Source organism: Pseudomonas sp. P1.8 (assembly GCF_001269805.1).
GTDB lineage: Bacteria > Pseudomonadota > Gammaproteobacteria > Pseudomonadales > Pseudomonadaceae > Aquipseudomonas.
In genome coordinates, this window is the sequence record NZ_LHVM01000024.1 from 171,718 (window position 1) to 197,346 (window position 25,629).

Annotated in this window: 26 protein-coding genes and 1 pseudogene; 12 read left to right on the top strand and 15 right to left on the bottom strand. The window is 59.8% G+C overall.

All coding sequences use genetic code 11. The features are described from left to right. Positions 1–45: 45 nt before the first annotated feature. The 3 genes from gmhB to glyQ are packed head-to-tail and all read right to left on the bottom strand — an operon-like array spanning position 46 to position 3,594. Positions 46–585: a D-glycero-beta-D-manno-heptose 1,7-bisphosphate 7-phosphatase gene (gene gmhB / locus AD668_RS27120; protein WP_172681868.1), complete on the bottom strand. Its 540-nt coding sequence runs from the start codon at positions 583–585 to the stop codon at positions 46–48. Positions 586–589: 4 nt separating this feature from the next. Further along, positions 590–2,644: a glycine--tRNA ligase subunit beta gene (gene glyS / locus AD668_RS27125; protein ID WP_053164074.1), complete on the bottom strand. Its 2,055-nt coding sequence runs from the start codon at positions 2,642–2,644 to the stop codon at positions 590–592. Continuing rightward, complete coding sequence (glyQ, locus tag AD668_RS27130) at positions 2,641–3,594, bottom strand: glycine--tRNA ligase subunit alpha (RefSeq protein ID WP_008155694.1); 954 nt, start codon at positions 3,592–3,594, stop codon at positions 2,641–2,643. Before glyQ ends, glyS begins: the two co-directional genes overlap by 4 nt. An 81-nt stretch (positions 3,595–3,675) precedes the next feature. On the opposite strand from glyQ, the gene tag reads away from it, so the two are divergent. The 3 genes from tag to AD668_RS27145 all read left to right on the top strand — a co-directional run bounded on the left by tag (position 3,676) and on the right by AD668_RS27145 (position 5,472). Next, positions 3,676–4,233 carry a DNA-3-methyladenine glycosylase I gene (tag, locus tag AD668_RS27135; RefSeq protein ID WP_053164076.1) on the top strand — a complete coding sequence of 186 codons (558 nt, stop codon included), beginning with the start codon at positions 3,676–3,678 and terminating at the stop codon, positions 4,231–4,233. Positions 4,234–4,273: 40 nt separating this feature from the next. Further along, complete coding sequence (locus AD668_RS27140) at positions 4,274–5,161, top strand: lysophospholipid acyltransferase (protein ID WP_053164079.1); 888 nt, start codon at positions 4,274–4,276, stop codon at positions 5,159–5,161. 71 nt (positions 5,162–5,232) lie between these two features. Next, a complete protein-coding gene (locus tag AD668_RS27145; protein WP_053164080.1) occupies positions 5,233–5,472 on the top strand; it encodes a PilZ domain-containing protein in 240 nt (79 codons plus the stop codon). On the opposite strand, the gene AD668_RS27150 is transcribed toward AD668_RS27145, so the two are convergent. The 5 genes from AD668_RS27150 to def form a co-directional block, all read right to left on the bottom strand. Beyond that, positions 5,473–5,787 carry a tetratricopeptide repeat protein gene (locus tag AD668_RS27150; RefSeq protein WP_053164082.1) on the bottom strand — a complete coding sequence of 105 codons (315 nt, stop codon included), beginning with the start codon at positions 5,785–5,787 and terminating at the stop codon, positions 5,473–5,475. 117 nt (positions 5,788–5,904) lie between these two features. After that, complete coding sequence (trkA, locus tag AD668_RS27155) at positions 5,905–7,281, bottom strand: Trk system potassium transporter TrkA (protein WP_053164084.1); 1,377 nt, start codon at positions 7,279–7,281, stop codon at positions 5,905–5,907. Between the two features lie 22 nt (positions 7,282–7,303). Beyond that, on the bottom strand, positions 7,304–8,614 hold the full coding sequence (gene rsmB / locus AD668_RS27160) for a 16S rRNA (cytosine(967)-C(5))-methyltransferase RsmB (protein ID WP_053164086.1): 1,311 nt from the start codon (positions 8,612–8,614) through the stop codon (positions 7,304–7,306). Beyond that, positions 8,611–9,570, bottom strand: a complete 960-nt coding sequence (gene fmt / locus AD668_RS27165) for a methionyl-tRNA formyltransferase (RefSeq protein WP_053164088.1) — start codon at positions 9,568–9,570, stop codon at positions 8,611–8,613. Before fmt ends, rsmB begins: the two co-directional genes overlap by 4 nt. A gap of 69 nt (positions 9,571–9,639) precedes the next feature. Further along, complete coding sequence (gene def / locus AD668_RS27170; protein ID WP_053164090.1) at positions 9,640–10,146, bottom strand: peptide deformylase; 507 nt, start codon at positions 10,144–10,146, stop codon at positions 9,640–9,642. Between the two features lie 254 nt (positions 10,147–10,400). On the opposite strand from def, the pseudogene AD668_RS27175 reads away from it, so the two are divergent. The 3 genes and pseudogenes from AD668_RS27175 to AD668_RS27185 form a co-directional block, all read left to right on the top strand. Next, positions 10,401–11,156: pseudogene (locus AD668_RS27175) on the top strand (peptidoglycan-binding protein); the annotation flags it as partial. An 81-nt stretch (positions 11,157–11,237) separates the two neighbouring features. Continuing rightward, on the top strand, positions 11,238–12,344 hold the full coding sequence (gene dprA / locus AD668_RS27180) for a DNA-processing protein DprA (protein WP_053164094.1): 1,107 nt from the start codon (positions 11,238–11,240) through the stop codon (positions 12,342–12,344). Positions 12,345–12,398: 54 nt separating this feature from the next. After that, positions 12,399–12,956: an L-threonylcarbamoyladenylate synthase gene (locus AD668_RS27185; protein ID WP_053164096.1), complete on the top strand. Its 558-nt coding sequence runs from the start codon at positions 12,399–12,401 to the stop codon at positions 12,954–12,956. A gap of 97 nt (positions 12,957–13,053) precedes the next feature. On the opposite strand, the gene AD668_RS27190 is transcribed toward AD668_RS27185, so the two are convergent. Continuing rightward, a complete protein-coding gene (locus tag AD668_RS27190) occupies positions 13,054–14,031 on the bottom strand; it encodes an NADPH:quinone reductase (RefSeq protein WP_053164097.1) in 978 nt (325 codons plus the stop codon). Between the two features lie 163 nt (positions 14,032–14,194). Between AD668_RS27190 and hemF the strand changes: the two genes are divergently transcribed. Together hemF and aroE are read left to right on the top strand one after the other, a co-directional pair. Then, positions 14,195–15,109: an oxygen-dependent coproporphyrinogen oxidase gene (gene hemF, locus AD668_RS27195; protein WP_053164098.1), complete on the top strand. Its 915-nt coding sequence runs from the start codon at positions 14,195–14,197 to the stop codon at positions 15,107–15,109. Positions 15,110–15,189: 80 nt separating this feature from the next. After that, the gene (gene aroE / locus AD668_RS27200) at positions 15,190–16,011 is read left to right on the top strand and encodes a shikimate dehydrogenase (protein WP_053164100.1); all 822 of its coding nucleotides are present in this window, start codon (positions 15,190–15,192) and stop codon (positions 16,009–16,011) included. 81 nt (positions 16,012–16,092) lie between these two features. Here the strand turns inward: aroE and AD668_RS27205 are convergent, their stop codons facing one another. From AD668_RS27205 to betC, 3 genes are all read right to left on the bottom strand, one after another. Further along, entirely contained in the window at positions 16,093–17,661 is a 1,569-nt protein-coding gene (locus AD668_RS27205) for a SulP family inorganic anion transporter (RefSeq protein ID WP_053164102.1), read from the bottom strand. A gap of 150 nt (positions 17,662–17,811) precedes the next feature. Beyond that, positions 17,812–18,732, bottom strand: coding sequence for a choline ABC transporter substrate-binding protein (gene choX / locus AD668_RS27210; protein WP_053164104.1), 921 nt, complete (start codon positions 18,730–18,732; stop codon positions 17,812–17,814). Between the two features lie 16 nt (positions 18,733–18,748). Next, a complete protein-coding gene (gene betC / locus AD668_RS27215; RefSeq protein WP_053164106.1) occupies positions 18,749–20,263 on the bottom strand; it encodes a choline-sulfatase in 1,515 nt (504 codons plus the stop codon). A 114-nt stretch (positions 20,264–20,377) separates the two neighbouring features. Between betC and AD668_RS27220 the strand changes: the two genes are divergently transcribed. Next, entirely contained in the window at positions 20,378–21,328 is a 951-nt protein-coding gene (locus AD668_RS27220) for a LysR family transcriptional regulator (protein WP_053164108.1), read from the top strand. A 33-nt stretch (positions 21,329–21,361) separates the two neighbouring features. Here AD668_RS27220 and AD668_RS27225 read toward each other — a convergent pair whose 3' ends face one another. Next, positions 21,362–22,027: an NAD(P)-dependent oxidoreductase gene (locus AD668_RS27225; RefSeq protein WP_053164110.1), complete on the bottom strand. Its 666-nt coding sequence runs from the start codon at positions 22,025–22,027 to the stop codon at positions 21,362–21,364. Between the two features lie 83 nt (positions 22,028–22,110). Here AD668_RS27225 and AD668_RS27230 point away from each other — a divergent pair, with 83 nt between their 5' ends. Then, positions 22,111–22,437 carry a DOPA 4,5-dioxygenase family protein gene (locus AD668_RS27230; RefSeq protein WP_053164113.1) on the top strand — a complete coding sequence of 109 codons (327 nt, stop codon included), beginning with the start codon at positions 22,111–22,113 and terminating at the stop codon, positions 22,435–22,437. Here AD668_RS27230 and AD668_RS27235 read toward each other — a convergent pair whose 3' ends face one another. Next, the gene (locus AD668_RS27235; protein WP_053164114.1) at positions 22,438–22,839 is read right to left on the bottom strand and encodes a GFA family protein; all 402 of its coding nucleotides are present in this window, start codon (positions 22,837–22,839) and stop codon (positions 22,438–22,440) included. A 326-nt stretch (positions 22,840–23,165) separates the two neighbouring features. Here AD668_RS27235 and AD668_RS27240 point away from each other — a divergent pair, with 326 nt between their 5' ends. Then, positions 23,166–24,473 carry a CitMHS family transporter gene (locus AD668_RS27240; protein WP_053164115.1) on the top strand — a complete coding sequence of 436 codons (1,308 nt, stop codon included), beginning with the start codon at positions 23,166–23,168 and terminating at the stop codon, positions 24,471–24,473. Between the two features lie 85 nt (positions 24,474–24,558). After that, positions 24,559–25,326 carry a TerC family protein gene (locus AD668_RS27245; RefSeq protein ID WP_053164117.1) on the top strand — a complete coding sequence of 256 codons (768 nt, stop codon included), beginning with the start codon at positions 24,559–24,561 and terminating at the stop codon, positions 25,324–25,326. 31 nt (positions 25,327–25,357) lie between these two features. Here AD668_RS27245 and AD668_RS29285 read toward each other — a convergent pair. Continuing rightward, positions 25,358–25,629 (bottom strand): transposase (locus AD668_RS29285; RefSeq protein WP_156322401.1); only part of this gene is annotated, 272 nt, incomplete at its 5' end.

The following is a 25,629-nucleotide window of genomic DNA, read 5'->3' on the forward strand; positions in this document are numbered from 1 at the left end:
AAGCGCACTCCTGATCAATCCTTTATCAGGCATTTCAGAAGCACTCTAATTGTGGATAAGTTCTGCGGCAATCGCCGCCAGATCGTCAAAAATCAATGTGCCAACCGGTAGGGTCAAGCCCTGAGTCTTTACGCCTTTTCCGGTCTTTACCAAAACTGGCTGTGAATCGACGGCTTTGGCGGCTTCCAGGTCACCAAGGCTGTCGCCGACGAACCAAAGATTGGTCAGCGACACGTTGTAATGCCCGGCGATGGTTTTCAGCATCCCGGGTTTCGGCTTGCGGCAATCGCAGCCTTCATCCGGCCCGTGGGGGCAATAGACGATCAGCCCGACTTCACCACCCTGCTCTGCCACCAGAGCGCGCAAGCGCTCGTGCATGGCATCGAGGGTGGCAAGGTCGTAATAGCCTCGAGCAATGCCCGACTGGTTGGTAGCGACCGCTACCGTCCAGCCGGCCTTGCTCAACTGCGCGATGGCTTCGATCGAACCGGGGAGTGGAATCCACTCCTCTACCGACTTGATGTAAGCGTCGGAGTCGTAATTGATCACTCCGTCCCGATCGAGAATCAGCAGTTTCAACAGCAATCCCTCAACCCAGCAGCGAAATGTCGGCGACGCCAAGGAACAGCCCACGCAGACGCGCCAGCAACGCATAACGGTTGGCGCGGACGTTGGCGTCTTCGGCGTTGACCATCACTGCTTCGAAGAAAGCATCCACCGGCTCGCGCAAGGCGGCCAGGCGTGCCAGCGATTCGCTGTACTGGCGTGCCGCAGCCATCGGCTGAACCGCCTGGTCGGCCTGCTGGATCGCCGAATACAGGGAGAACTCGTTGGCGTTATCGAAGTACTTGGCTTCCACGACGGTCGGGACGGAGCCTTCAACCTTGCTCAGCAAGTTCGATACACGCTTGTTCACGGCGGCCAATGCAGCGGCTTCCGGCAATTTGCGGAAGGCCTGCACCGCTTGTACGCGCTGGTCGAAGTCCAGGGCCGAACCCGGCTTCAGGGCGCGAACCGACAGGTAGGTCGCGACATCCACGCCTTCGTCTTCGTAACGGGCACGCAGACGGTCGAAGATGAACTCCAGTACCGAGTCGTTAAGGCCGGCAGCCTTGACCTTGGTACCGAACGCGTTCACGGCGAAAGCCACGGCGTCGTTCAGATCCAGGTCCAGTTGCTTCTCGATCAGGATACGCAGTACGCCCAACGCAGCACGGCGCAGTGCGTACGGGTCTTTGCTGCCGGTTGGCAGCATGCCGATGCCGAAGATGCCGACCAGGGTGTCGAGCTTGTCGGCAATGGCCACGGCCGCACCTGTCAGCGTGGCAGGCAGTTCAGCGCCGGCACCGCGGGGCATGTACTGCTCGTTCAGCGCCAGCGCGACATCTTCCGGCTCGCCATCGTTGAGGGCGTAGTAGTAACCGGCGACACCTTGCATCTCCGGGAACTCGCCGACCATCTCGGTCGACAGGTCGCACTTGGACAGCAGGCCTGCGCGGGCAGCCCATGCAGCGTTGCCACCAATGCGCTGAGCGATGAACGCAGCGAGCCTGGAAACGCGCTCGGCCTTGTCATAGACGCTACCGAGTTTTTCCTGGAACACCACGTTCTGCAGGCGCAGGTTGAAGTCTTCGAGTTTCTGCTTCTTGTCTTGCTTGAAGAAGAACTCGGCGTCGGTCAGGCGTGGGCGAACCACTTTCTCGTTACCGGCGATGATCTGCTGCGGGTCTTTGCTCTCGATGTTGGCCACGGTAATGAAACGTGGCAGCAACTTGCCTTCGGCATCCAGCAGGCAGAAATACTTCTGGTTGTCCTGCATGGTGGTGATCAGGGCTTCTTGTGGCACGTCGAGGAAACGTTCCTCGAACGAGCACACCAGCGGCACCGGCCATTCAACCAGTGCGGTCACTTCGTCGAGCAGGGCTGGCGGAACGATTGCCGTGCCTTCCTGACGGGTGGCCAGCTCTTCGGTGCGCTTGCTGATGATCTCGCGACGCTCGTTGGCGTCGGCCAGCACGTAGGCGGCACGCAGGTCGGCCAGGTAGCTGGACGGCGAACCGATGCGCACGTTTTGTGGATGATGGAAGCGGTGACCACGGGAATCACGGCCAGCCTTCTGGGCCAGGATGGTGCAGTCGATGACCTGGTCGCCGAGCAGCATCACCAGCCATTGGGTCGGACGCACGAATTCTTCTTTGCGCGCACCCCAACGCATGCGTTTCGGGATCGGCAAGTCGTTCAGCGAATCTTCGACGATGGTCGGCAGCAGGCTCGCGGTCGGCTTGCCGGCGATGCTTTGGCTGTAGCGCAGTTTCGGGCCGCTCTGATCGATTTCGCTCAGGTCGACGCCGCACTTCTTGGCAAAGCCCAGTGCCGCTTGGGTCGGGTTGCCTTCAGCATCGAACGCGGCCTGACGTGGCGGGCCATCGAGGTTGATGCTGCGATCCGGCTGCTGGGTGGCCAGTGCGGTGATCAGCACGGCCAGACGGCGCGGCGCGGCATAAACGGTTTTGGTCTCGTAGTTCAGGCCGGCAGCTTGCAGGCCCTTGTCGATACCGGCGAGGAACGCCTCGGCCAAGGTGTTCAAGGCTTTGGGTGGCAGTTCTTCAGTGCCCAGTTCAACCAGAAAATCCAGAGCACTCATTGTGCAGCCTCCAGCTTGGCCAGTACTTCGTCACGCAGGTCCGGGGTCGCCATCGGGAAGCCCAGCTTGGCGCGAGCCAGCAGGTAGGCTTGCGCAACGGAACGCGCCAGGGTGCGTACACGCAGGATGTATTGCTGACGCGCGGTCACGGAAATCGCCCGGCGTGCATCCAGCAGGTTGAAGGTATGGGAAGCCTTCAACACCATTTCGTAGCTCGGCAACGGCAGCGGCTGGTCGAGTTCGATCAGGCGCTTGGCTTCGCTTTCGTAGAAATCGAACAGTTCGAACAGCTTCTCGACGTTGGCGTGTTCGAAGTTGTAGGTCGACTGCTCCACTTCGTTCTGGTGGAACACATCGCCGTAGGTCACTTTGCCCATTGGGCCGTCAGCCCAGACCAGGTCGTAGACCGAGTCCACGCCTTGCAGGTACATGGCCAGACGCTCAAGACCGTAGGTGATCTCGCCGGTCACCGGGTAGCACTCGATGCCGCCCGCTTGCTGGAAGTAGGTGAACTGGGTTACTTCCATGCCGTTGAGCCAGACTTCCCAGCCCAGACCCCAGGCGCCGAGGGTCGGCGATTCCCAGTTGTCTTCGACGAAGCGGATGTCGTGGACCAGCGGGTCCAGGCCGACGTGCTTGAGCGAGCCCAGATACAGTTCCTGGAAGTTGTCCGGGTTCGGCTTCAGAACGACCTGGAACTGGTAGTAGTGTTGAAGACGGTTCGGGTTTTCGCCGTAGCGCCCGTCGGTCGGGCGACGGCTAGGCTGCACATAGGCGGCGTTCCAGGTTTCCGGGCCAATGGCGCGCAGAAATGTTGCTGTGTGGAAAGTGCCGGCGCCTACTTCCATATCGTAGGGCTGAAGTACCACGCAACCTTGCTCGGCCCAGTATTGCTGGAGGGCGAGGATCAAGTCTTGGAAGGTACGCACGGCTGGCGTAGGCTGGCTCACGAAATTCACCTGTTTCTTGGGCTGCGATTTAAAGAGCGGGAGTATACCCGATTCGTTGCTGCGCACGCCCCCTGGAGCCTTATGCCACGCTGCTTTTGGTGTTCCGAAGATCCGCTGTACATGGCTTATCACGATCAGGAGTGGGGCACGCCGCTACGCGATGCGCAGGGTTTGTTCGAGTTGCTTTTGCTCGAAGGGTTCCAGGCCGGCCTTTCCTGGATCACTGTGCTGCGTAAACGCGAGCATTATCGCCAGGTCATGTTCGGTTTTGATGTCCAGCGCGTGGCGCAGATGAGCGACGCGGAAATCGACGAACTGATGCTCGATCGGGGCATCATCCGCAACCGCCTCAAACTCAATGCGGCCCGGCGCAATGCCCAAGCCTGGCTGGCGCTGGAGGACCCTGTAGCGTTTCTCTGGTCGTTCGTCGGTGGTGTGCCGGTGATCAATCATTTCAAGGATCGCAGCGAAGTTCCGGCCGTTACGCCATCCGCCGTGGAGATGAGCAAGGGCCTGAAAAAAGCCGGTTTCACGTTCGTCGGGCCGACCATCTGCTACGCGCTGATGCAGGCCTCAGGCATGGTCATGGACCACACGCGCGATTGTGACCGCTACGCGCTGTTGGCGAACGGCGGTTAGAATGGCCGCCTCGTACACAGCACAAGATCAGGAGTGACCTGTGGATAAGTTTAAAGGCGCCTTGCTGGTAGGCGCTCTGCGGCTCTTTGCCCTGCTTCCGTGGCGAGCGGTGCAGGCCGTCGGCTCGGCGATTGGCTGGATGATGTGGAAAATCCCGAACCGTTCCCGTGACGTGGTGCGGATCAACCTGTCCAAGTGTTTTCCGGACATGGACCCGGCAGAGCGTGAGCGCCTCGTCGGTCAGAGCCTCAAAGATATCGGCAAGTCACTGACCGAAAGTGCCTGCGCCTGGATCTGGCCGGCCCAGCGCTCCATCGACCTGGTGCGCGAGGTCGAAGGCCTCGACATATTGAAGGACGCCCTCGCCTCCGGCAAAGGTGTGGTTGGCATCACCAGCCACCTGGGCAATTGGGAAGTGCTGAACCACTTCTATTGCAGCCAGTGCAAACCGATCATTTTCTATCGTCCACCGAAGTTGAAGGCGGTGGATGAATTGCTGCAAAAGCAGCGGGTACAGCTGGGCAACAAGGTCGCTGCTTCCACCAAGGAAGGCATCCTCAGCGTCATCAAGGAAGTGCGCAAAGGTGGTGCAGTGGGGATTCCCGCTGACCCGGAACCGTCCGAATCCGCCGGGATCTTTGTACCGTTCTTCGCGACCCAGGCGCTGACCAGCAAATTTGTGCCCAACATGCTTGCCGGCGGCAAAGCGGTCGGTGTGTTCCTGCATGCATTGCGCCTGCCGGACGGTTCTGGCTACAAAGTGATCCTGGAAGCCGCGCCCGAGGCCATGTACAGCACCGATACGAAGGAATCCTGCGCGGCCATGAGTAAAGTGGTCGAGCGTTATGTCGGGGCGTATCCGAGCCAGTACATGTGGAGCATGAAGCGCTTCAAGAAACGTCCGCCGGGCGAAGAGCGTTGGTATTGAGTCGATTGGCATGATCTGTGGATAGCCTGGCGTCGGGGTTATCCACAACCGTTCATTCAAGGGCGCAGAAGATGTCCGAACACCGCAAGTCGTTCCGAATCAAGATTAGTCACGAAAGCTTTGGCGATTGCCTGGGGCAGACGCGCAACCTGTCGACCACCGGCGTTTACGTCAAGCATCCGCAACTGTCGGCCCTGCCCCGGGGGGCGGTGGTTTACGGTCAGGTGCAGGACTTGCCCACAGGTGCGCCGCGGGTGCGCATGGAAGTGGTGCAAGTGGATGCCGAAGGCATCGGTTTGCGTTATCTCTGATCAGTGCGCCTGACGCTCGAGCTTCTTCAGGAACACCATCATTTCCTTTTCTGCCTGCTTGTCGCCATGGGCGCGAGCGGCCTCAAGGCCTTGCTCCCAGGCTCGGCGCGCTGCTGCATGGTCCGCCAGCGCCAGATGGGCTTTACCCAGTAGTTTCCAGGCCGCTGAATACTTCGGGTCGAGCTCGACGCAGCGCTGGAAATGTTCAGCAGCCTTGGCGTTCTCCCCTAGATCCAGATAACCCTTGCCCAGGCCGAAGCGCAGCAATGCGTTATCCACACCCTTGGCGAGCATTTTTTCCAGGGATTCGATCATGGAGGAGTTTCCGAATGGTTGTCGTTTTCGAAATCGCCTTCGCTGGCAAGCCAGCTCCCACAGGTTATGCGCGATTCTATGTAGGAGCTGGCTTGCCAGCGAAGGCGGTCTAAGGGATCAGAAGAAACTCAACCCCACATGGAACAGCTTCTCCACATCGCGAATATGCTTTTTATCCACAAGGAACAGAATCACATGGTCACCCGCCTCGATCACGGTGTCATCGTGGGCGATGATCACTTCTTCGTCGCGGATGATCGCGCCGATCGTGGTACCTGGCGGTAAACCGATATTTTCGATGGCCTTGCCGATCACCTTGCTCGATTTCACATCGCCATGGGCGATCGCCTCGATGGCTTCTGCCGCCCCCCGGCGCAGTGAGTGCACGCTGACGATGTCTCCACGGCGAACGTGGGCCAGCAAGGTGCCAATGGTCGCCAGTTGCGGGCTGATGGCGATGTCGATGTCGCCGCCCTGGATCAGGTCGACGTAGGCCGGGTTGTTGATGATGGTCATCACCTTCTTCGCCCCCAGGCGCTTGGCCAGCAGCGATGACATGATGTTGGCTTCGTCGTCGTTGGTCAGGGCCAGGAACAGATCCGCGTCGGCGATGTTCTCTTCCATCAGCAGGTCGCGGTCCGAGGCACTGCCCTGCAACACCACGGTACTGTCGAGATGATCCGAAAGATGTCGGCAACGCGCCGGGTTCATCTCGATGATTTTCACCTGATAGCGGCTCTCGATGGCCTCGGCCAGGCGTTCACCAATCTGCCCGCCACCGGCGATAACGATGCGTTTGTAGGTCTCGTCGAGACGGCGCATTTCACTCATCACGGCACGAATGTTCGCTTTGGCGGCGATGAAAAAAACCTCGTCGTCCGCTTCGATGACCGTGTCGCCCTGGGGCAGGATCGGCCGGTCGCGACGGAAAATCGCAGCGACGCGGGTTTCGACGTTCGGCATGTGCTCGCGCAACTGCCGCAGTTGCTGGCCCACCAGCGGCCCGCCGTAGTAAGCCCGTACCGCCACCAGTTGCGCCTTGCCTTCGGCGAAGTCGATCACCTGCAAGGCACCAGGGTGCTGGATCAGGCGCTTGATGTAGTTGGTAACCACTTGTTCCGGGCTGATCAGCACGTCGACCGGAATCGCTTCGTTCTGGAACAGTTGCTCTTCGCGGGTCAGGTACGCGGCTTCGCGCACCCGAGCGATTTTGGTCGGGGTGTGGAACAGGGTATGGGCGACCTGGCAGGCGACCATGTTGGTTTCGTCGCTGCTGGTCACGGCGACCAGCATGTCCGCGTCGTCGGCACCGGCCTGACGCAGCACGGTCGGGAACGATCCGCGGCCCTGAACCGTGCGGATGTCCAGGCGATCGCCGAGGTCGCGCAGGCGTTCGCCATCGGTGTCGACCACGGTGATGTCATTCGCTTCGCTCGCCAGGTGTTCCGCCAGCGAACCGCCGACCTGTCCTGCTCCGAGGATGATGATTTTCATCCAGTCACTCCATTGAATCCGTTTAACCGCGTGCGGCGGCGATCTTGATCAGCTTGGCGTAGTAGAACCCGTCGTGCCCGCCTTCCTGGGCCAGCAACTGACGCCCATGGGGCTGTTTGATCCCGGCCGTGGTGGCCAGGTCCAGCTCACGGGCGCCCGGTGTGCGGGCGAGGAACGCTTCGATGACTTCGGTGTTCTCGGTCGGCAAAGTGGAACAGGTGGCGTAGAGCAGAATGCCGCCCACCTCCAACGTTATCCACATCGCGTCCAGCAGTTCACCTTGCAGCACCGCAAGCGCGGCGATGTCGTCGGGTTGGCGGGTCAGTTTGATGTCCGGGTGACGACGAATCACGCCGGTCGCCGAACACGGCGCGTCCAGCAGGATGCGCTGGAACGGCTTGCCATCCCACCACGCCTGAGTGTCGCGACCGTCGGCGGCGATCAGTTCGGCGCTGAGCTTCAAGCGTTCGAGGTTTTCCCGCACTCGCACCAGACGTTTGGCTTCCAGGTCCACCGCGACGACGCCAGCCAGCTTTGGCTCGGCCTCGAGGATGTGGCAGGTCTTGCCGCCCGGAGCGCAGCAGGCGTCGAGCACCCGTTGACCTGGGGCCAGGTCGAGCAGATCGGCAGCCAGTTGCGCGGCTTCGTCCTGCACGCTGATCCAGCCGTCGGCGAAACCCGGCAGGCCGCGCACATCGGTGGCGGCTTCGAGCACGATGCCGTCGCGGCTATAAACGCACGGCGTCGCGGCAATACCGGCTTCGGTCAGTAAACCGAGGTAGGCATCACGGCTGTGATGGCGACGGTTGACCCGCAAAATCATCGGCGGATGCGCGTTGTTGGCTGCGCAAATGGCTTCCCATTGCTCTGGCCAGAACGCCTTCAAGGATTTCTGCAACCAGCGTGGATGAGCAGTGCGCACCACTGGATCACGTTCCAGCTCGGCGAAAATTGTTTCGCTTTCGCGTTGAGCATTACGCAGCACAGCGTTGAGCAAAGCCTTGGCCCAAGGCTTTTTCAGCTTGTCGGCGCAACCGACGGTTTCACCGATGGCGGCGTGCGCCGGGACGCGGGTGTAGAGCAATTGATAGAGACCGACCAACAGCAACGCTTCGACATCTGCATCGGCTGCCTTGAACGGCTTCTGCAGCAGCTTGGCCGCCAGGGCCGACAAGCGCGGCTGCCAGCGTGCGGTGCCGAACGCCAGGTCCTGGGTGAAGCCGCGATCACGGTCCTCGACCTTGTCCATTTGTGTCGGTAGCGAACTGTTGAGCGAGGCTTTTCCGTTCAGGACAGCGGCGAGTGCCTTGGCGGCGGCCAGACGCGGATTCATTGAGCGTCCGCCGCTTGGCCGAGGACGATACCTGTAGCGAATTTCTCGCGACGGCTGTTGAACAGGTCGCTGAAGTTCAGCGCCTTGCCGCCGGGCAATTGCAGTCGGGTCAGGCACAAGGCCTGCTCGCCGCACGCGACGATCAGGCCGTCCTTGCTGGCGCTGATGATTTCACCCGGCGTGCCTTTGCCTTCGGCGAGGGTCGCGGCCAGCACTTTCAGGGCTTCGCCGTTCAAGGTGCTGTGAGTGATCGGCCATGGATTGAAGGCGCGGACCAGACGTTCCAGCTCAACTGCCGGGCGAGTCCAGTCGATACGCGCTTCGTCCTTGTTCAATTTGTGCGCGTAGGTGGCGAGGCTGTCGTCCTGCACTTCCCCTTCCAGCGAGCCTGCGGCGAGACCGGCAATGGCCTGGATCACGGCCGGTGGGCCCATTTCCGCCAGGCGATCGTGGAGGCTGCCGCCCGTGTCTTCGGCGCTGATTGGCGTGGTGACTTTGAGCAACATCGGCCCGGTGTCGAGACCGGCTTCCATGCGCATCACGGTCACGCCGCTTTCGGCGTCACCTGCTTGCACGGCGCGCTGGATCGGCGCCGCACCGCGCCAGCGTGGCAGCAGCGAGGCGTGACTGTTGATGCAACCCAGGCGCGGAATATCCAGCACCACTTGCGGCAGGATCAGGCCGTAGGCGACCACCACCATCAAGTCCGGCTTCAATGCGGCCAGTTCAGCCTGAGCATCTTCATTGCGCAGGGTCGGGGGCTGCAACACCGGGATGTTGTTTTCCAGGGCCAACTGCTTGACCGGGCTCGGCATCAATTTTTGCCCACGACCAGCCGGGCGATCCGGTTGGGTGTAGACCGCGACGATCTCGTAAGGGCTGTCGAGCAGGGCCTTGAGGTGTTCGGCGGCGAATTCCGGGGTGCCGGCAAAGACGATGCGCAGTGGCTCAGTCATGGGTGTTCTCTATTGCAAAGCATCTTGAAAAGAAAAAGGCTTGCCGCAGCAAGCCTTTGAAGGAGGGCATCAAGCGTTTTGGCGATGCTGTTTTTCCAGCTTCTTCTTGATGCGGTCGCGTTTGAGCGTGGACAGATAGTCGACGAACAATTTGCCGTTGAGGTGGTCGCATTCGTGCTGGATGCACACGGCGAGCAGGCCTTCGGCGATCAGTTCGTAAGGTTGGCCGTCACGGTCCAGAGCCTTGACCTTGATCCTTTGCGGGCGATCGACGTTTTCATAGAAGCCCGGTACCGAAAGACAGCCTTCCTGGTATTGCTCCATCTCCTCGGTCAGGGACTCGAACTCAGGGTTGATCAACACCCGAGGTTCGGTGCGGTCTTCGGAGAGGTCCATGACGACGATGCGTTTGTGCACGTTGACCTGGGTCGCGGCGAGGCCGATGCCTGGCGCTTCATACATTGTTTCAAACATATCGTCGACCAACTGACGCACTTCGTCGTCCACTACGGCCACAGGTTTGGCGATAGTGCGCAGACGCGGATCAGGAAATTCGAGGATGTTTAAAATGGCCATAATCTTGATGACTGCACGTGTGAAGTAAGGTCGGGTCGATGGCCTGGCGGGTCCGAAGAAATGCAGGCTACCGTTGTAAAACGTAGCTCCCTTCTGATGACAAGCAAGTTTTGACAAGCAAGCCGGGAGCGAGCAGCTGGGCTCAGGCGTTTCACGTGAACGCACATAATAAAGGGATTCACCGCATGAGGAAATCACTACTCGCCCTGCTGCTTCTGGTCTCGGGCGGTTTCGCGCATGGGCAAGCGCTGCCCGGGCAAGACATTCCCACCATAAAGTTGTCGCCCCAGGTGCGTGTCAGCCCGCAGACCGAGGCCCTCCCGAGCGTTGCGCTGAAATCGATCAACAGCTTTTTGTTAAGCAACCGCATCGTCGACAAGGCCGAGGATTTCGACAAGGCACCCTACATTGTCGCCGGCGATGCCGAGCGCGTGCTCAGCGGCAGTGGCGACCGAATCTTTGCTCGGGGCCACTTCGACCCCGCGCAACCGGTATACGGTATCTTCCGCCAGGGCAAGGTTTACGCCGACCCGCAGAGCCAAGAGGTTCTGGGCATCAATGCCGATGACATCGGTGGTGGCGAGGTGATAGCTATCGAAGGCGAGGTGGCTACGCTCGACCTGCAACGCACCACCCAGGAAGTGCGTGTGGGCGATCGATTGTTCAGCGGCGAGGAGCGTTCGATCCATTCGGCGTTCAAGCCCAGTTCACCCGGTACCCCGATTGTTGGCTTGATCATTGATGTGCCTCGCGGTGTGACGCAAATCGGCGCGATGGACGTGGTCACGCTGAACAAGGGGCAGCGCGATGGCTTGGTCGAGGGCAACGTGTTGGAAGTCATGAAAACCGGTGAAACCGTGCGCGACCGGATCACGGGTCAACCGCTGAAAATTCCTGATGAACGCGCTGGTCTGCTGATGGTTTTCCGTACCTACGACAAGCTCAGTTACGGGCTGGTGCTTGACGCTTCGCGCTCGCTGGCGGTGATGGACAAAGTGCGAAATCCGTAAGCTTGGTTCACAAGTTACCAACAGAGTTATCCACAGCTTGTTCCCGCATCGACGGGAACTCAAATCGATCAAGGATGATCCATGTCGCTGTCTCCTGTCACACCGGTTTCCCCTGCGGAACTGGAAGCTCGTTTGCGTTTGCACCGTTTACCGGAGCTCGGTCCGGCGCGCTTCAAGAAGTTGCTTGAGGCCTTCGGTTCGGCATCCAAAGCCATCAGCGCGCCCGCCAGTGCCTGGCGTGCGTTGGGTTTGCCGATGGCTTGTTCTGAGGCCAGGCGTAGTGCTGAAATTCGTGATGGCGCCAGCCATGCATTGGCTTGGCTGGAGCGTCCGGGCCAGCATTTGCTGATGTGGGACCAGCCGGACTACCCGGCGATGCTGGCGCAGATCAGCGATGCGCCACCACTGTTATTCGTCGCAGGCGATCCGGGCATTCTGGAAAAACCGCAGCTGGCCATGGTCGGCAGCCGACGAGCATCGCGACCGGGCATGGACACCGCCAGCGCGTTTTCCCGCAGCCTCGCCGGCGCCGGCTTTGTTATCACCAGCGGTCTGGCACTGGGCGTCGATGCCGCTGCACACCAGGCCGCGATCGATATCGGCGGGCAAACGGTCGGTGTGCTTGGCACGGGTCTTGAGAAGTTTTATCCACAGCGCAATCGGCGCCTGGCAGACGCCATGATCGCCTCGGGCAGCGCAGTGCTTTCAGAGTTTGCGCTGGATACCGGCCCAAGCGCCGGTAACTTCCCTCGACGCAACCGGATCATCAGCGGTTTATCCCTCGGTGTTCTGGTGGTTGAGGCCAGTGTCGCCAGCGGTTCGCTGATTACTGCGAGGCTGGCGGCGGAACAAGGACGCGAGGTGTTTGCGATTCCCGGGTCCATCCATCATCCCGGCGCCCGTGGCTGTCATCAGTTGATCCGCGATGGCGCGGTCTTGGTTGAAACCATCGAACACATCCTTGAAGCATTGCGTGGCTGGCAGCAACAACCATTGTTCACAGAGACAAGCGAGGTTACGACGACTGATCCGCTGTTACTGTTATTGCATGCGGCGCCCCTGACCAGTGAAGCGCTGGTCGACGCCAGTGGTTGGGCCTTGCCGAAAGTGCTGGCGGCGTTGACGGAGCTGGAAATGGACGGGCGTGCGGTGTGTGAAAACGGGCGCTGGTTTGCACGGGTGAGCTAGGTTTTATAAACAAGATCGGTAAACTGCGCAGAGCCTTATTCTGGAGAGTTTTTCATGGTCAACAGTTGGCGTGTGCAACAAGCCGCGCAAGCAGTTCGCGCTGGGGCGGTGATTGCCTACCCAACCGAAGCAGTCTGGGGTCTGGGTTGCGACCCCTGGGACCTCGATGCGGTGGAGCGATTGCTGGAGATTAAGGGTCGCTCCGTGGACAAGGGGCTGATTCTGGTCGCCGATAATATCCGTCAGTTCGACTTCCTGTTCGAAGACTTCCCCGAGCTGTGGATGGATCGCATGGCCAGCACTTGGCCAGGGCCAAACACCTGGCTGGTGCCGCACCAGAACCTGCTGCCGCCTTGGATCACCGGCGTGCATGAAACGGTGGCGCTGCGGGTCAGCGATCACCCTCAAATCCGGGATTTGTGTGCGCTGGTCGGGCCGTTGGTGTCGACATCGGCCAACCCGCAGGGGCGTCCGGCGGCGCGTACGAGGATTCGCGTCGAGCAGTATTTTCGTGGTCAGGTGGATCTGGTGCTTGGCGGAATGCTGGGCGGGCGCAAGAACCCGAGTGTGATTCGCGATCTGGCGACCGGGCACGTTGTGCGCCCGGATTAAGACCGAGGTGCGCCCATCGCTAGCAGGCTAGCTCCCACGCTGGTTTTGTGAACACCACAGATCCAATGTGGGGCTAGCGTGCTAGCGATGGCGTCCGTCAGGGCAGCAAAACAACCGAACCGGTCGTACGTCGCGCTGACAACTCGGTCTGCGCCTTCGCCGCATCCGCCAGTGAATACGTCTGGCTGATATCCACCTTCAACTTGCCGCTGATGATCATCTCGAACAATTCATCCGCCATGCGCTGCAGATTCTCGGCGTTGTTCGCATAAGTGGCCAAGGTAGGCCGGGTTACATACAGCGAACCCTTCCCCGCCAGAATCCCCAGGTTCACCCCGTCTACCGCGCCGGAAGCATTACCGAAGCTCACCACCAGCCCTCGCGGCGCGACGCTGTCGAGCGACGTCAGCCACGTGTCCTTGCCAACACCGTCGTACACCACCGGGACTTTCTTTCCGTCGGTCAATTCCAGTACACGTTGTGCAACGTTTTCGTGGCTGTAGTCGATGGTCGCCCAAGCACCGTTAGCCTTGGCCAATGCGGCCTTCTGCGCCGAGCTCACCGTGCCGATCAGCTTCACGCCCAACGCCTTGGCCCACTGGCAGGCCAGGGAGCCGACACCACCGGCCGCCGCGTGGAACAGGATGGTGTCGCCACCCTTGAGTTCATAAGTCTGACGCAGCAGGTATTGCACCGTCAGGCCCTTGAGCATCACACCCGCCGCTTGTTCGAAACTGATGGCCTCCGGCAGTTTCACCAGATTCGCCTCGGGCAACACGTGAACTTCGCTGTAGGCGCCCAACGGGCCGCTGCCGTAGGCCACGCGGTCACCGACCTTGAACCGGGTCACGTCGCTGCCTATCGCATCGACCACACCCGCGCCTTCCGAGCCCAAACCCGATGGCAGGGATGGCGGCGGGTAGAGTCCGCTGCGGTAATAGGTGTCGATGAAGTTCAGACCGATGGCCTTGTTGGCCACGCGCACTTCCTTCGGACCTGGCTCGGCAGGCTGGTAATCCACATACTCGAGCACTTCGGGACCGCCATGGGCACGGAACTGGATACGCTTTGCCATCTGCTCTCTCCTGAGGTCGTTTTACCAAGCTCCCTATCGGACTCCTAAGCTTGATCTTCGTCAACTGCGAAGGGGGAACTTGCGGTGTTATGCTACGCGCCCATTTGCGCAGGCCGAGCTCCAGTGGAGCGCCGCGTAGCTTTGCCCGATTCAAGGTGATGACATGACGACCCGCACCGAGGCCGTAAAGGCCTATCTGCTCGACCTGCAAGACCGTATTTGTGCTGCCCTGGAAGCCGAAGACGGTGGCACGCGCTTCGTTGAAGATGCCTGGACCCGGCCTGCTGGCGGTGGCGGTCGCACTCGTGTGATAGAAAACGGCGCGGTGATTGAAAAGGGCGGCGTCAACTTTTCCCACGTCTTCGGCAGCGGTCTCCCACCGTCCGCCAGCGCCCACCGCCCGGAACTGGCTGGGCGTGGCTTTGAGGCCCTGGGCGTGTCGCTGGTGATTCATCCGCATAACCCGCATGTCCCGACGTCCCACGCTAACGTGCGTTTTTTCATTGCAGAAAAAGAAGGTGAAGAGCCCGTCTGGTGGTTCGGGGGTGGTTTCGACCTGACGCCGTACTATGGCAATGAAGAAGACTGCATCCATTGGCACCGTATCGCCGAGCAGGCTTGCGCACCATTCGGTGTGGATGTCTATCCGCGTTACAAGGCCTGGTGCGACAGCTACTTCCACATCAAGCATCGCCACGAACCGCGCGGCATCGGCGGGCTGTTTTTCGATGACCTGAACGAGTGGGACTTCGACACCAGTTTCGCCTTCATGCGTGCCATCGGCGATGCGTACATCGACGCCTACCTGCCGATCGTGCAACGCCGTAAAAATGATGCGTTCACTGCAAAACAGCGCGAGTTTCAGGAATTCCGTCGTGGGCGCTATGTCGAGTTCAACCTGGTTTACGACCGCGGCACGCTGTTCGGCCTGCAATCGGGCGGGCGTACCGAGTCGATCCTGATGTCCCTGCCACCGCAAGTGCGTTGGGGTTATGACTGGAAGGCCGAGCCTGGCAGCGAAGAAGCGCGCCTGACCGAGTACTTCCTGCAAGACCGCGATTGGTTGGCCAAGGGCTGATTTTTAGGTTTTGGCTTACGTCGTCGGGGCTGCCAACAAGATCGCAGCCTTCGGCAGCTCCTACGGGTGAGGGTGTGTAGATGGACCGTTATGTCGTATTCGGTAACCCGATTGGCCACAGCAAGTCGCCGCTGATCCATCGCCTGTTCGCCGAACAAACCGCGCAAAAACTCGACTACAACACGTTGCTGGCGCCACTGGATGACTTTTCCACCTGCGCCCGCACCTTTTTCCTCGAAGGTCGCGGGGCGAATGTGACCGTACCGTTCAAGGAAGAGGCCTATCGATTGGCCAACGCCCTGACCGCCCGGGCGCAGCGGGCCGGCGCGGTGAATACCCTGAGCAAACTGGCGGACGGCAGCCTGTTGGGCGACAACACCGATGGTGCCGGGCTGGTTCGGGACCTGACGGTCAACCTGGGTCTGAGCCTCAAGGGCAAACGTATCCTGTTGCTGGGTGCTGGTGGGGCGGTGCGCGGTGCATTGGAGCCGTTGCTGGCCGAACAGCCGGCATCGGTGATCATCGCTAACCGCACGGTGGAAAAAGCCGAGTTGCTGGCCGAGCTGTTCGCCGATCTGGGGCCGGTATCGGCCAGTGGTTTTGACTGGTTGCGCGAGTCGGTGGACGTGATCATCAACGCGACGTCCGCGAGCCTGTCCGGCGACGTGCCGCCGATTGCCAGCAGCCTCATCGAACCGGGCAAGACCGTTTGCTACGACATGATGTACGGAAAAGACCCGACCTCGTTCTGCCGTTGGGCCAGCGAACATGGCGCTGCGGTGGCGATGGATGGGCTGGGGATGCTCGCCGAGCAAGCGGCGGAAGCATTTTTCCTGTGGCGCGGCATGCGTCCGGACACGGCACCGGTGTTGGCTGAACTTCGCCGGCAGTTGGCCCTTTAACGTCAAAAGATCGCAGCCTTCGGCAGCTCCTACACAGGATTTGCATCCATCCTGTAGGAGCTGCCGCAGGCTGCGATCTTTTCAATCCTCAAACCGGATCGGGCATTTCTCTGCGCCCTCCAGCTTTCTCAGTTCTTCCACCACTTGCGGCCGCGCCCGGCGCAAGGTCAGGCTGCGATCCTGGCGCAGCAATCGCCGCGCTTCCTGATGCAGCATTTCCACGCCGGAATAATCGATGAAGTTGATCTGCTGCGCCTCGATCACCACCCGCGTGCCGTGCATGCGTTGCAGGCGAACTTGCAGGTAGTGGCTGGCACCGAAAAAGATCGAGCCGCCAACCCGCAGGATGTCTTCCTCGCCATCGCGCCAATGCTGCACCCGCGGTTGTGAGGTGCGCTTGAGGTAGACGAACAGCGACGCCAGTACGCCGGCGTAAATGGCTGTCTGCAACTCCAAAAGCAACGTGGCGAGACAGGTGAGCACCATCACCATGAACTCGGCGCGGCTGACCCGCAATAACGCGCGGATGCCGCGATGATCGACCAGGCCCCAAGCGATCAACAGAATGCTGCCGGCCATGGCCGGGATCGGGATATGCGCGATCAATTGGGCGCCAAAGATCGCAAACAACGCCACCCACAGCGCCGAAAAAATCCCCGCCAATGGTGAGCAGGCTCCTGCTTCGTAGCTCAAGCCCGAGCGGGTGAAAGAGCCGGCTGACAGCGATCCGGAAAAAAACGCACCGACGATGTTGGATAAGCCTTGGGCGCGGACTTCCTGGTTGGCGTCGAGTATCTGCTGAGAACGTGCGGAGATCGAACGGGCAATCGACAGGCTGGTCACCAACCCCAGCATGCCCACCGCCACGGCACTTGGCAGCAGGCGCAGGATCAGGTCGAGGTCCAGTGGCAACGGGCTGAAGGGCGGTAGCTTGCCGGTGAAGGCGCTGACCAGTTGCACATGACCCAGTTTCGACGGCCAGAGCCAGACCAGCAATCCACCCAGCACCAAAGTAATCAGCAGCGTCGGCCAGCGCGGCAACCACAGTTTCAGGAGCACTCCCACGATCACCGTCGCCAACCCCAGAGCCAGCGAGGGTTTGTCGACTTCGCCGAGGTGTTTGCACAGCAGGATAAGGCTGTCCAGCGCGGTGGCCTGGTTGGGCAAGTCCAGCCCCAGGAGGTTGGGCAATTGGCCGATGGCAATCACCACTGCTGCACCCAGGGTGAAACCGAGCACCACCGAATGCGAAACGAAATTGACCAGTGCGCCAAAGCGCAGCAGCCCCAGCAACCATTGGAAAACGCCGGCCAGGAATGTCAGTAGCAGGATCAGCGTGACGTAGTCCTGTGAGGTCGGAACTGCCAGAGGACTGACGCTGGCGTACAGGACAATGGAGATCGCCGCCGTAGGACCGCAGATTAAATGCCACGACGAGCCCCACAGACAGGCGATCAATACCGGGATGATTGCGGCGTACAAGCCGTATTCCGGTGGGAGGCCGGCGATCAAGGCGTAGGCAATGGATTGTGGTAACGCGAGAATCGCACCGCTGAGGCCGACGATCAGGTCACGCCCAACGCTGGTGCGGGTTTGCCGGGGCAACCAAGTGAGGAAGGGAAAGAGTGAATGGCGGCTGGGCAGGGCCATGGAGCCTCTCGGTGAATGACTGCAAATGCGTCAGGGTGGTATGTCGGGCGCAATGGCGCAAGGGTGAAATCGAATCGCGCGCAGGCTCGCTCCCACAGGGAGCACGCCGACCTGTAGAAGCGAGCCTGCTAGTGATGGCGTCCTTGACCCCTAAAGTTTGGCTTTGACCGCTGGCAACGCATCCTTGCCATCTGCGGTTTTCACCCCGTCGAGCCACTTATCCAGCACCGCCGGATTGGCCTTGATCCATGCCTTTGCGGCAGCTGCGTTGCTGACTTTCTTGTTCACCACCTCGGCCATGATGCTGTTCTCCATTTCCTGAGTGAAACTCAGGTTGGTCAGCAACTTGCCGACATTCGGACAGGCCTGTGCGTAACCCTTGCGGGTCAGGGTGTAGACGCTGCCGGTGTCGCCGAAGTATTTCTCGCCACCCTTCAGATAATGCATTTTCAGCTGCACGTTCATCGGGTGCGGAGTCCAGCCGAGGAAGGTCACGAACTTCTGTTTTTTCACCGCTCGGGACACTTCCGCCAGCATCGCCTGCTCGCTGGATTCGACCAGTTTCCACTGGCCCATGTCGAAATCGTTGTTCTTGATGATCTCTTGCAGAGAGAGGTTCGCCGGCGCGCCGGAGCCGATGCCGTAGATTTTCTTGTCGAATTTATCCGCGTACTTGTTCAGGTCGGCAAAGCTATGCACACCCGCATCCCACACGTAATCCGGGACGGCGAGGGTGAATTCTGTGCCATCGAGGTTTTTCGCCAGTTGCGTGACGTCGCCGCTCGCCACGAACTTGTCGTAGAAACCCTGCTGTGCCGGCATCCAGTTACCGAGGAACACATCAACCTGGCCGTCCTTCAACCCGCCAAAGGTGATCGGCACCGCAAGAGTGTCAACCTTGGCCTTGTAGCCCATGCCGTCCAGCAGAAACCCGGTGATGGCGTTGGTCGCGGCGATGTCGCTCCAGCCCGGATCGGCCATCTTCACCGTCTCGCAACCCTGATCGGCGAATGCCGATGCACTGCCCAAGGCCAGGAGCCCTACCGTCAGTACTGTGGATAACCTTTGCATGGACTTCCCCTTAACGTTATTGGTTTTGGCAGGGTTGTGGATAACGGGCTTTGCGTTCCAGATCGTCGAGGTCGATATGGTTGCGCATGTATTGCTGACTGGCGTCCACCTGGGGCTGGTGATCCCAGCTCTTCAGCTTGCCGATGGTCAGGGCGTCGGCCACGAAACGCCGGCGCCGCTGGCTCGCGAGTACTTGTTGGTGGATCGTCGGGATGTCCCACTTGGCCCGCGCTTCGGTGAGAAAATCTTCGAAAAGTTGGCGATGTTGTGGCGATTGGCTGAGTTCTTCAATTTCACGCGGGTCATTTTGTACATCGAAAAGCAGGCAAGGGTCGTCTTCGCTGTAGATGAACTTGTAGGCGCCACGGCGGATCATCATCAGCGGGCTGATCGTGCCTTCGGCCATGTATTCGCCGAACACTTCGTCGTGACCGCCCTGCCCTTGCAGGTGCGCAACGAGTGAGCGTCCATCGAGTGGCAAGTCAGGCTCCAGCGAGCCGCCCGCCAGTTCGACGAAGGTTGGCAGCAAGTCGGCAGTGGATACCGAGGCGCTGACTCGACCCGCACCGAACTGTCCCGGCGCACTGATCAACAGGGGCACCCGGGCGGCCATTTCGAACCAGTGCATTTTGTACCAAAGCCCGCGTTCGCCGAGCATGTCTCCGTGATCGCCCGAAAAGACGATGATAGTGTCCTTGATCAACCCTGTTTCTTCGAGGGTTTGCAGAAGTTTGCCGACGTTGCTGTCGATATAGCTGCACGCGCCGAAATACGCTCGGCGAGCGTCGCGGATCTTATCCACAGGCAGCGGCTTCTCCCACAGGTCGTAGACCTTGAGCAAACGCTGGGAATGCGGGTCGAGGTCATGCGGGTCCGGCGTTGAAGGCAGCGGGATATCAGCATCGTCGTACAGATCCCAAAAGGCCTTGGGAATCGTGTACGGGTCGTGTGGGTGGGTCATCGATACGGTCAGGCAGAACGGCTGATCGCCCTCCTCGCGAATGTGATCGAACAAATACTGCTGGGCCTTGAACACTACCTCTTCATCGAAATCCAGTTGATTGGTGCGCACGCATGGTCCCGCTTGCAGCACCGACGACATGTTGTGGTACCAGCTCGGACGTACATCCGGCGCATCCCAGTTCACCACCCACCCGTAATCGGCCGGGTAAATATCGCTGGTCAGGCGTTCTTCGTAGCCGTGCAACTGGTCGGGACCGCAGAAGTGCATCTTTCCAGACAATGCAGTGCGGTAACCGAGGCGACGCAGGTAGTGGGCATACGTCGGTACATCGGCAGGGAAATCGGCTGCATTGTCGTAGGCGCCGATTTTGCTCGGCAACTGGCCGCTGACCAGGGTGAAGCGCGATGGCGCGCACAACGGGCTGTTGCAATAGGCAGAATCAAACACCACGCCTTCGGCAGCGAGGCGACTCAAATTAGGCAGTTTGATGGGCGAAGGGCCGTAAAACGGCAACATTGGCGCGGCCATTTGATCGGCCATGATGAAAAGAATGTTCTTGCGCTTCATGTGATCGCGGCATTCCATAGTGGATGTTTATGCGAAGGTGCTGGGATCGAGGATGTAACCCATGCCTTTTGCGGTAAAGCCCATGCGCGGCAATGACTAGGATAAGCACAGCTTATGTTTGAGGCTCTCGGTGACCTGTCTCTGGATTTGCTCCGCGCCTTTGAAGCGGCCGCCCGTCAGCGCAGCTTCACGGCTGCGGCCAATGAGCTTGGGACTACCCAGCCCGCCATCAGCCAGCAGATCAAGCGCCTGGAAGAGCAATTGGCAACTCGGTTGTTCGACCGCATTTATCGCGGCATCGAATTGACGGAGGCCGGAATGATCCTGTTCGAACAAGTTCAGTTGGGTTTGCAGAATATCGAAGCAGGATTGAGTGCGATCAGCTCACAACAACAGCATGAGGTGTTGCAAGTCGCGACCGATTTTGCCTTCGCGGCCTACTGGTTGATGCCGCGCCTGCACCGTTTTCATGCCGCCAACCCTCAAGTGGACGTGAGTCTTGTGACCAGTGAACGCAGCCACAACATGCTGCGCACGGATATCGACGTCGCGGTCTTGTTCGGCGATGGCCGTTTCAAGCAAGGCGAAAGTCATTGGCTGTTCAGTGAAGAAGTATTTCCGGTGTGCAGCCCGCAGTTGTTGATTGATCGCCCAGCGCCCCTGCCTGCCCAGTGCTTGTTGGAGCTTCCACTGCTGCACCTGCGCGGTGAGAACAGCAGCAACTGGTTCGACTGGAGCGGCGTGTTCCGCGAGCTGGGCATTACATCGCCGCCAGCGCCTGGCCAATTGCGCTTCGATAACTACACCTTGCTGATTCAGGCTGCGATCGGTGGCCAAGGCGTGGCCATCGGCTGGCGGCATCTTGTGGATAACTTGCTGGCGCAAGGGTTGTTGTGTCGACCGATTGCAGAGTCGGCGATGTCTCGGCTTGGATATTACGTAGTACTGCCCCAGCGCAAACGGCGCAGGGCATTGATTCAGCAGTTCGTGGACTGGTTGATGGCAGAGCAGGCCAGTAGTGCCGAGTCGTTGGCGGGGTTGTCATTTCCATCGATTGCTGTTTGAACGTTAAAGATCGCCCGAGCGCGCGGACGATCTTTAACGTTGCGTAACCGCCACAAAATTCACATGTTCACCAATGTGCAGATTCAGCCGCAATTCATCGGCGATCCCCACGGCTACCCGGTTCAGACGCTCCAGGGTTTCTGCCAGGCCAGGTTCCAGGCTGCTGCTGACGTGGGTGAAATGTTCGATGCCGAGCCCTGCTACCGCCCACGGCGCGTTCACCAAGGTCCAATGCAAAGGGCTGCTTTGCAGTGCCTCGCGAATTTCTTCGGCGGCGTGCAATTGCAGTTGGTCTTCGAATTCCGGATCGTCCAGCACGCCGAAATCGCCCACGAGAAATAACCGTGAAATGCCCGCGGCCTGCATGCCGTCAATCAAAGCGTCCACCGCGAGTACCTGCTCGACGGGGCCGGGTACGATGGTTTTTTCCACGGATTCGCTGTTGAACGGCAAACCTGGTGCGTCCAGCAGACAGACGACGGCAGAACTGCCTGCCACACTTTGCTTGACCCGTTGTGCATCGAACAGGTCGCCGGTCTTGGTACGCAAACCGGGGCGCGGTGCGAGCGCGGTCAGGTTATCGAGGATGGCAATCACTTCATGCTGGCGGCGCAGCATTTCAGCCATCAGCGCACTGCCCAGGCTACTCATGGCACCATAGAGCACCACTTTCACGACGGGGGTTTCGGCATTTTTCATGGCTGAGCTCCATTCTTTACTGCGTATATGGTGTGTGACTCGCAGAAAACGATGAGGGTTCGACTCGCTTCAGAGGGATTTCCATGCAGCAGATCAAGGGTTATCACGCTCACGTATATTTCGACGCCAATACGATCGTTCAGGCGCGCACCTTGTGTGAGCAGGCGGCGCAGTTGTTCCCGCTGAAGATGGGGCGTGTACACGAGCGCCCGGTCGGCCCGCACCCGGACTGGAGCTGCCAACTGGCGTTCGGTCCGCAACTGATCGGTGAGGTGCTGCCGTGGCTGGCGCTCAATCGCAAGGGGTTGGTGGTGTTCCTGCACCCGGACACGGGCGACGATCTGCTGGACCACACCGAGCACGCGATCTGGATGGGTGCGACGCGACCGCTGAATCTGTCTGTTTTTTGATCAGAGTGTTTCTTCGGATTCGCCGGGCAAGTGTTCGTCGAGATGCAGCCACGGCAAGCGGCTGTCGGTCCAGATGTGCCGCTCGGCCGGCCCCTGTTCCGGATGATCGAGGGTGGCGATGGTGACGTCGATGCTCTCCGGGCTCAGGTGAGTGATCAAGGCCAATTGCGCCCCACAATTGCCGCAGAAGTATCGTGCGCAGGTGGCTGAAGAGTCGTACTGCGACGGTGTACCGGCCAACCACTGAAAGGCCGACGCGGGCACGGTGATCCAGGTCGTCACGATGCCACCGCTGACCCGACGGCAGATCGAGCAATGGCAATGGGCGATGTCGTGCAGTGGCCCGCTGAACTGATAGCGGACCTGTCCGCAGTGGCAGCCGCCGGTGTGAGTGTCGACCATGCTGATTCCTCCAGATGTGATCAGTGCCGTAACGCCTCCTGTCCCGACCCGACGACCGGTCGTACTTGCAGCCAACACTTTCATCGCCGAAAGCTGGCTGAAAGCTTCCCAGATTAGGATCGCCCTCACTACCGGCAACAGACCGGTCGGCCAATGCCAGCGTTTATCGCTCGCACAGCCCATTTAACAACAACAATGGTGATTCTGATGTCCTCTTCTATCCGCCACTTCGCTGCAACTCCGCCCGTACGTCTCGTGCTTCCCGTTCTGCGCTGATCTCGCCCGGACCGCCCATTCCCTAGCCGCGCTACGCCTGGAGTATTCCCATGCTGACTTTCCTTGGCTTCGCCATGGTCATCACGTTCATGTTCCTGATCATGACCAAGCGCCTGTCCGCGCTGATCGCCCTGATCCTGATTCCAATCATCTTCGCCCTGTTCGGCGGCTTCGGTCCGAAAATCGGCCCGATGATGCTCGAAGGCATCACCAAGCTTGCACCGACCGGTGTGATGCTGATGTTCGCCATCTTGTACTTCGCCCTGATGATCGACTCCGGCCTGTTTGACCCGGCCGTGCGCAAGATTCTCAAAATGGTCAAGGGCGACCCGTTGAAGGTTTCGGTCGGTACCGCCGTGCTGGCGCTCGTCGTTTCCCTTGATGGTGACGGCGCGACCACGTACATGATCTGCGTGGCCGCCATGCTGCCGCTCTACAGCCGTATCGGCATGAGCCCGCGGATCATGGCCGGCCTGATCATCCTCGCCGGTGGCGTGATGAACATGACCCCATGGGGTGGCCCGACCGCCCGTGCGGCCAGTGCACTGCACGTGGACCCATCCGACATCTTCGTGCCGATGATCCCGGCCATGGCCGCTGGTGTGGTGGCGATCCTGGCCATTGCCTACTTCTACGGCAAACGTGAGCGTGCGCGCCTGGGTGAACTGCACCTGGTGGGCGATGAAGTCGACCACAGCGAAATCAGCGTGTCGCAGTTCCCGGATGCCCGTCGTCCGAAGCTGATCTGGTTCAATGGCGCCTTGACTCTGGGTCTGATGTGCACCCTGATCGCCGGCCTGTTGCCGTTGCCGGTACTGTTCATGGTGGCGTTCAGTATCGCGATGATCGTCAACTACCCTTGCCTGCAAATGCAGAAAGAGCGCGTCGCGGCCCACGCCGGCAGCGTGCTGGCGGTGGTCGGTCTGATCTTTGCTGCGGGCATCTTCACCGGTATCCTGTCGGGCACCGGCATGGTCGATGCGATGTCGAAAAGCCTGCTGGCGGTGATTCCTGACTTCCTCGGCCCGTACCTGGCGGTGATTACCGCGCTGGTGAGCATGCCGTTCACGTTCTTCATGTCGAACGATGCATTTTATTACGGCGTGTTACCGGTACTTGCCGAAGCCGCCAGCCATTACGGTATAACCGCGGTGGAAATGGCGCGTGCCTCGATCGTCGGTCAGCCCGTCCACCTGTTGAGCCCGCTGGTACCATCGACTTACCTGTTGGTGGCTTTGGCCGGCATCGACTTCGGTGACCACCAGCGCTTCACCCTGAAGTGGGCAGTGCTGGTTTGTATCTGCATACTGGTTGCTGCACTGCTGTTGGGGACTTTCCCGATGTTCAGCACTCTATAAGCCCAAGACTCGCCACTTCGGGTCCAGGCTTCGTGATAAGAAGCCGGGCCCGTTGTGGTTTAAACAATCGCTCAAAGGAATACACATGGAATGGCTGAACAACCCTGAACTCTGGGTTGCCTTCTTCACCCTGACTGCCCTGGAAATCGTCCTGGGTATCGATAACATCATCATGATTTCGATCCTGGTCAGCCGCATGCCCAAGCACCTGCAGGCGCGCACCCGGATTTTCGGTCTGGCGCTGGCCATGATCACGCGAATCCTGCTACTGCTGTCGATCACCTGGGTCATGCGCCTGACGACCGACCTGTTCGAAGTGTTCGGCCAGGGCATTTCCGGGCGTGACCTGATCCTGTTCTTCGGTGGTCTGTTCCTGTTGTGGAAGAGCTCGCAAGAGATGTACCACGCGCTGGAAGGTGAAGACGAAACCAACGAAACGCCTGGCGGCAAAGGCGGCAATTTCCTCTACACCATCGTGCAGATCGCGATCATCGACATCGTGTTCTCGCTGGACTCGGTGATTACCGCTGTCGGCATGGTCTCCCATGTTCCGGTCATGGTCGCGGCGATCATCGTGGCGGTGCTGGTGATGATGCTCGCCTCGGGCAAAATCAGCGAATTCATTGAAAAGCACCCGTCGCTGAAAATGCTGGCGCTGTCGTTCCTGTTGATCGTCGGTACCGTGCTGATTGCCGAGTCCCTGGACGTGCACGTACCAAAAGGCTACGTCTACTTCGCCATGGCGTTCTCGCTGGCGGTTGAGGCGATCAACATCAAGATGCGCTCGTCCATCGCGAAAAAGCGCAAACAGAAGGGGCCGGTCAAGCTGCGCAAGGATATTCCGGGGCAATAACCCGGTAATACGCAACACCCTGTGGGAGATTCTATGTTTGGGGGGAACTCCCAAGCATAGAATTTGGCGTGTATTCACTTTGGTTTTTCATCAGCGCGAACATCACTCTGGCGAGCTTGCGTGCCAGGATAACCAAGGCTTGAGTACCTTTTAGGCCTCTGGCCAGGTAGCTCTGGTAGTACGGTTTCCAGACCGGCGAGCGGCTGGCGGCCATGGCACTGTTGTGAAACAGGCGCCGAAACTCAGAGTCCCCTCGCTTGGATAGCCGACGCCTTTGATCCTTTTGTCCTGACTGCCTCACCC